Here is a 5829-nt window from a genome sequence, read left to right on the forward strand (position 1 = left end):
CGCCGCGCCTCGGCAAAAAGCGCTCATCCGCTAAAATTGGAACGATCCGCCGCAATTTTCCATAAGCTCTGTCTGGCAAGAATTTCGCATGATCGCGCAATCCGGCAGCCAACAGGCGGACACTGGCGACGATGTCGATGCGGTGCTCCCGCCGGCGTCGACGCGGCGCTTCGTCGCCGCGCCGCCGCTGGTGCCCGAGCCGGAATTCTCCAGGCGCGAAGGCCTGTCCTTTCTGACATTCGTCGCCATCGTGGTGATGGCCGGGCTGGCGCACCTGACCGGGGCACCGATGTTCATCAGCGTTGCATTGCTCGCAACCGGCCTAGCCGGCCTTGCCATGCATCTGCGCGCCAGGCGGAGCGAACATCGCACCGCCGCCCTTCTTGACGAAACCACGGCCCGCAGCCGCGCCGAGATCGAGACGCTGGCCGACCGCATGTGGGAGATGCAGGAGAGCGATGAGCGCTTTCGCGGCCTGATCGACGCGCTTGGCGATCTTGTCATCCATCGCGACCGCGACGGCTACATCGTCTATGCCAACAAGGTCTTCGCCGATCTCGTCGAGATCGACCAGCGCGATCTTGCCGGCAAGACCCTGGCGGAACTCGGCATCGAGGTCGGCATGGTTCCCGATGCCGCCTTTTCCGACCATGAGTGCCTGAGTTCCACCGATGTCTCTATCAGCACGCCGAGCGGGCAGCGCTGGTTCTCCTGGATCGAACTGTCGGTGCGCGACAAGGACAGTGGCGCGGTTTCGCACCGCGCCATCGCCCGCGACATCACCGCCCGCAAACGCGCCGAGTCCTCGCTGATCACCGCACGCGAACGGGCCGAATATGCCAGCCAGGCCAAATCGCGTTTCCTCGCCACCGTCAGCCATGAAATCCGCACCCCGATGAACGGCATCATGGGCATGGCCAGGTTGCTCGCCGACACCAGCCTGTCGCCGGAGCAGCAGACCTATGTCGGCGCCGTCTCGACCTCAGCCAGCGCATTGCTTGCCCTGATCGAGGATCTTCTCGACTATTCCAAGATCGAAGCCGGGCGTTTCGACCCGGAGCCGCAGCCGATGTCGGTGCGCGAGATCGCCGACAACATCATCGAATTGCTGGCGGCGCGCGCCTTCGCCAAGGATATCGGGCTGGGTTGTCATGTCGAACCCGACGTGCCGCAATTGATCACCGCCGATCCAGGCAAGGTCAGGCAGGTGCTTCTCAACCTCATCGGCAACGCCATCAAGTTCACCGACAGCGGCGGCGTGCTGGTGAGCATTGCACGCGCACGCACCGAAACCAGCGACCGCATATGCTTTACCATCGCCGATACCGGTCCGGGCCTGCATGATGCCGACCTGGAGCGCATTTTCGAGGAGTTCGAGCAGGCCGACGGCACGTCGACACGCACACATGGCGGGGCCGGCCTCGGCCTTGCCATCTCCAGGCGCCTGGTGGCCGCCATGGGTGGCACGATCTCGGTATCCAGCCGGCTCGGCCAGGGATCCGAGTTCGTCTTCGAAATCCCTGCGACAGCGGCCACCGAAGCGCCGCAGGGCCGCCAGAATGCTCTCTCGGGCAGACGCGTGGTGATCCTGTCGAAGAACGCCGTCGAGGCCGACGCCATCGCCCGCACCATCCGTGCCAACGGTGGCGCGGTCGACATCGCCACCACCGCCGCACAGGCCGCGCCTTTCGCCGCCGGCTGCGACGCGATCCTGGTCGATGCAGCGATGGAGGAAGGCGACGGAAGGCTGCTCAAGCGCCTGCGCCAGAGCGGTTTCTCCGACTGTGAGGCGATCACGCTGATCGCGCCGACAGATCGCGGCATGCTTGGCGAGTTCCGCGCCAGCGGCTACGCAACCTTCCTGGCCAGGCCGGTGCGCGGCGGAACACTTTTGCGTGTACTGTTGAGCAGCCATGCTCCGAGCCTCGGCCCGCCGCAGCCGGAAAAGCGCGGCGCGCCGACACTGCGCGCCGTCGGCAACCGCCAGCGCGGCCTGTCGGTGCTGATCGCCGAGGACAATGACATCAATGCCATGCTGGCCCGCGCCACGCTGCTGAAGGCCGGGCATCGCGTCAGGGTGGTCGGCAACGGCAAGGCGGCCGTCGAGGCTGTCACCGGCGCCGCGCACAAGGACCGCTTCGACGTGGTCTTGATGGATCTGCACATGCCGGTCATGGACGGGCTGGACGCGATTGCCGCCATCCGCCGCCATGAGGAAGAAAGTGCCGTGCGGCCGGTGCCGATCATGGTGCTGTCGGCCGACAGCCAGGAAAAGACCCGCCATGCGGTGTTGGCCCATGGAGCCAGCGGCTTTGTCACCAAGCCGCTCGACCCCGAGGCGCTGGTCAATGCCGTCGAGGGCCAGGTCGTCGCGGCCTGAGCTTTCCACCGCCCATTCCGCACCGGGCGATCACTTAAACGTAGCCGGTTGATCGTATTCGCCAGCCGACGAAGTATTGCCCACGACGTCGTATCACGGTACTGTCACAATCCTGTTGCACCTACACCGTATCCCCGTGCCAAGAGGGATGGCTCGAAGGAGAATCACTCGTGCATACAGTTATGCCGGAATGTGACACTCGGCCGAACGCCAGCAGCGCCTTGCTTGCCGGACGTAACGTCGATTCCGTCATAAAGGGCGCGGCACTGGGCCGTATAGGCAATCTTGAAGTGCGGCTCGCTCGCAACGAGGCCGAGATCGCGGCCGCGCAGGAAGTGCGCTACCGGGTGTTCTACGACGAACTTGGCGCCAGGAAGGACCTGTTCCAGGCCCATGACCGCCGTGACGCCGACCGGTTCGATCCACTCTGCGACCATCTGCTGGTTTTGGACACCACGCTTTCCGGTCCCGAACATCGCCGTATCGTCGGCACATATCGGCTTCTGCGGCAAGAAATCGCGGCCACGGCCGGCGGTTTCTATTCCGAAGGTGAATTCGAGCTGACCAAGCTCATTGCCCGTCACCCCGGCCAGCGTTTCCTTGAACTCGGCCGCTCCTGCGTCTTGCCGGAATACCGCTCGAAGCGCACCATCGAAGCGTTGTGGCAAGGCATCTGGGCTTACATCAACCATTATGAAATCGGTGTGATGACCGGTTGCGCTTCCTTTCACGGCACCGTGCCGGCGGCGCATGCCGAGGCGCTCACCTACCTCGCCCACCACTGCCGCACCAATTCGGCCTGGGACGTGCGCGCGGTCTCCGGGCGCTACTGCTCGATGGACCTGATGCCGATCGAGGCGGTCAATGCCAAGGCGGCGATCGCCGCGATGCCGCCTCTGGTCAAGGGCTATCTGCGCGTCGGCGCCCGCATCGGCGATGGCTGCGTCATCGATCGCGAATTCTCGACGGTCGATGTGTTCGTCGTGATGCCGGTCAAGGAGATCGGCGCACGCTACGTCAACTATTATGGCGGCGAAGCCCAGCGCTTCGCTGCGTGAGGCTAGCGAATAGAAAGTAGCGGGAGCTATCTCGTTCAACCCCTATTCGCTATTCGCTTCCTTTTCACAAAATATCTTCCGGCCGCCTGCCGGGCCGGCTCTTGTAGGACGGAAACGACCAGCCGAATTTGAGCGCGCCGCCACGCACAAGGAACGCCGCCGCAAAACCGGCAAGGTCCGAGGCGAGCGGCGGCAGTCCGGCAAGATCGCCAAGCGTGTAAAGGCCGGCACCTGCAAGGGCCGCCGTGACATAGATTTCGGGCCTGAGCAGCACCGATGGCTCGCCGGCAAGGAGATCGCGCAGAATGCCGCCGAAAGTGGCGGTGAGCACGCCGGTGATGACGGAGACGACCGGCGAACCGGTAATCGCAAGCCCCTTGGCCGCGCCCATCACCGAAAAAGCAGCGAGCCCGATGGCGTCGAGCCAGAGCAGCCATTTCCAGCGCGATTCGACACGATGCGCGCTGAAGAAGACCAGCACCGCAACCGCGGCGCAGACCAGCACATAGCCGGAGTTGGCGACCCAGAAAACCGGCAGGTTGAGGATGACGTCGCGAAGCGTGCCGCCACCTATCCCGGTGACGCTGGCCAGGAACAGGAAGCCGATAATGTCGAGCTGCTTGCGCGAAGCCGCAAGCGCTCCGGTCGCCGCGAAGACGGCGACACCGGCATAGTCGAGAAGCGCGATGGGGTTCATTGCAGGCCAGGGGAGTAAGGGAATAGGGCAGTAGGGCAGTAGGGCAGTATGTTTAGCACGAAGCCGCACGGAAGGTGCGATTGCCCTTTTCCCTACTGCCCTACTGCCCTACTCCCCTACTCCCCTAACTATGCATCTTTCTCAGCCTGCTCGTTTACCGGCCCCGGCTCGACCGCCGCTTCAGCGGCGGCAAACTTCGGACCGCCTTTGGCGACGCCGACCATAGCCGGGCGCAGCACGCGGTCGCCGATCGAATAGCCCGGCTGCACGACCTGGACCACGGTGTTGGCCGGGACGTCCGGATTGGGCACTTCGAACATCGCCTGGTGGAAATTGGGATCGAACTTCTCGCCTTCCGGCGCGAGCTTCTTGACCCCATGCCGTTCCAGCGCCGACAGCATGGCGCGCTCGGTGAGGTCGACGCCTTCGATCAGCGCCTTGAAGCCGGCGTCACCCGATGCCTTGGCCTCGGCGGGAATCGCATCCAGCGCGCGGCGCAGATTGTCCGACACCGAAAGCATGTCGCGGGCGAAATTCGCGACCGCGTAGGTGCGCGCATCGTGAACATCGCGCGCCGTGCGGCGACGCAGGTTTTCCATCTCGGCCGCCACGCGCAGCGCGCGGTCCTTCAGCTCTTCATTTTCCTTCAGCAGCCGGACAAGGGCTTCATAGTCGCCGACGGTGCTGCCTTCCGTGCGCTCGGCTGCGGGCTCGGTCGCCTCGACTTCATCGGGCGCGCGTTCGTCTTTTGCCTGGTCGCTCATCGCCGTTTCCCGTCAATCTCGAATGATGTGGATTTTGTGCCCGATATCGATGTTTGGCAGCCAAAAATCAAGGGGTAAGCGATTATGGAAGCCACCGGCCAAGGCCGGACAATGGCAGGCAAGGCATTTCGATTTTAATTCAAATTTTACCTTAACTGCCGGCTTTGCTTGCCCCACAGGCAGGATGGGGGAACCATTCCCTTGCTGGAGGAGTTTCGAAGCCGACACAGGATTTTGAGACGATGACCCGCAACACGGGCGAAAAGGCAGAAGGGCTGGCCATCGAGGTCAGGCGCCAGTTGGGTGCCGAGGCGGTGACCCGCTTTCTACGCACCTTGCCGGCCTTCCGCACCGAGGCCGACATTCCCGACCGGCTCAGAGAACTGCTCGACCGCCTCGATGGGGCGGAGCGCGGTGACATCGGCTGGCGCCGGCGGTAACGCAACAATCGATCTTGGCAGCAAACCTCCTATCGGCAATAGCCGGGGAGAGCCGAACCATCTAAGGATAGATGTGTTGTGGTTCAAAATGGAGGACGTAGTGCGCAAGGTTTCGATCACCTCATCGCTGATGGCGCTTGTCGGCCTCGGCGCCATCACCTTGGCGGCTTTTCCGGCACAAGCAGACAATCTGCAGCTGCAATTGGGCAAACATGGCCCGCGGCTGAAGCTCATGGAAGATTGCGACCCCGCCTATGACGATTGCGAAGGCCCCCGTCGCGACGACCGGCGCGACCGCCGTCAACGAGGCTGCACGGAGGACCGGGCCCTCGACAAGGCAGACCGAATGGGCATCCGCCGCGCAAGGATAGAGTCCGTCGGCCGCCGGGAGATCACAGTCCGCGGGAGACAGGGTGGCGACCGCGTGCGCGTGACTTTTGGCACCGAGCGCGGCTGTCCCATCCTCGATCGCGAATAGCGATCGACCTCA

At 63.8% G+C, this 5829-nt stretch carries 6 protein-coding genes; 4 read left to right on the forward strand and 2 right to left on the reverse strand.

Going from position 1 to position 5829, the window contains the following annotated elements; translation table 11 throughout:
• Positions 1-88 precede the first annotated feature (88 nt).
• A complete protein-coding gene (locus EN914_RS21455; RefSeq protein WP_024502832.1) occupies positions 89-2380 on the forward strand; it encodes a PAS domain-containing hybrid sensor histidine kinase/response regulator in 2292 nt (763 codons plus the stop codon).
• Positions 2381-2562: 182 nt separating this feature from the next.
• Positions 2563-3438: a GNAT family N-acetyltransferase gene (locus EN914_RS21460; protein WP_023812526.1), complete on the forward strand. Its 876-nt coding sequence runs from the start codon at positions 2563-2565 to the stop codon at positions 3436-3438.
• A gap of 64 nt (positions 3439-3502) precedes the next feature.
• On the opposite strand, the gene EN914_RS21465 is transcribed toward EN914_RS21460, so the two are convergent.
• Complete coding sequence (locus EN914_RS21465) at positions 3503-4135, reverse strand: trimeric intracellular cation channel family protein (protein ID WP_013529571.1); 633 nt, start codon at positions 4133-4135, stop codon at positions 3503-3505.
• 128 nt (positions 4136-4263) lie between these two features.
• A complete protein-coding gene (grpE, locus tag EN914_RS21470) occupies positions 4264-4899 on the reverse strand; it encodes a nucleotide exchange factor GrpE (RefSeq protein WP_024502833.1) in 636 nt (211 codons plus the stop codon).
• Positions 4900-5141: 242 nt separating this feature from the next.
• On the opposite strand from grpE, the gene EN914_RS21475 reads away from it, so the two are divergent.
• On the forward strand, positions 5142-5339 hold the full coding sequence (locus EN914_RS21475) for a hypothetical protein (RefSeq protein WP_024502834.1): 198 nt from the start codon (positions 5142-5144) through the stop codon (positions 5337-5339).
• On the forward strand, positions 5314-5817 hold the full coding sequence (locus tag EN914_RS21480; RefSeq protein ID WP_338101333.1) for a hypothetical protein: 504 nt from the start codon (positions 5314-5316) through the stop codon (positions 5815-5817). Before EN914_RS21475 ends, EN914_RS21480 begins: the two co-directional genes overlap by 26 nt.
• Positions 5818-5829 lie beyond the last annotated feature (12 nt).

This window comes from Mesorhizobium sp. M7A.F.Ca.CA.001.08.2.1 (assembly GCF_003998455.1).
Classification (GTDB): domain Bacteria; phylum Pseudomonadota; class Alphaproteobacteria; order Rhizobiales; family Rhizobiaceae; genus Mesorhizobium; species Mesorhizobium ciceri.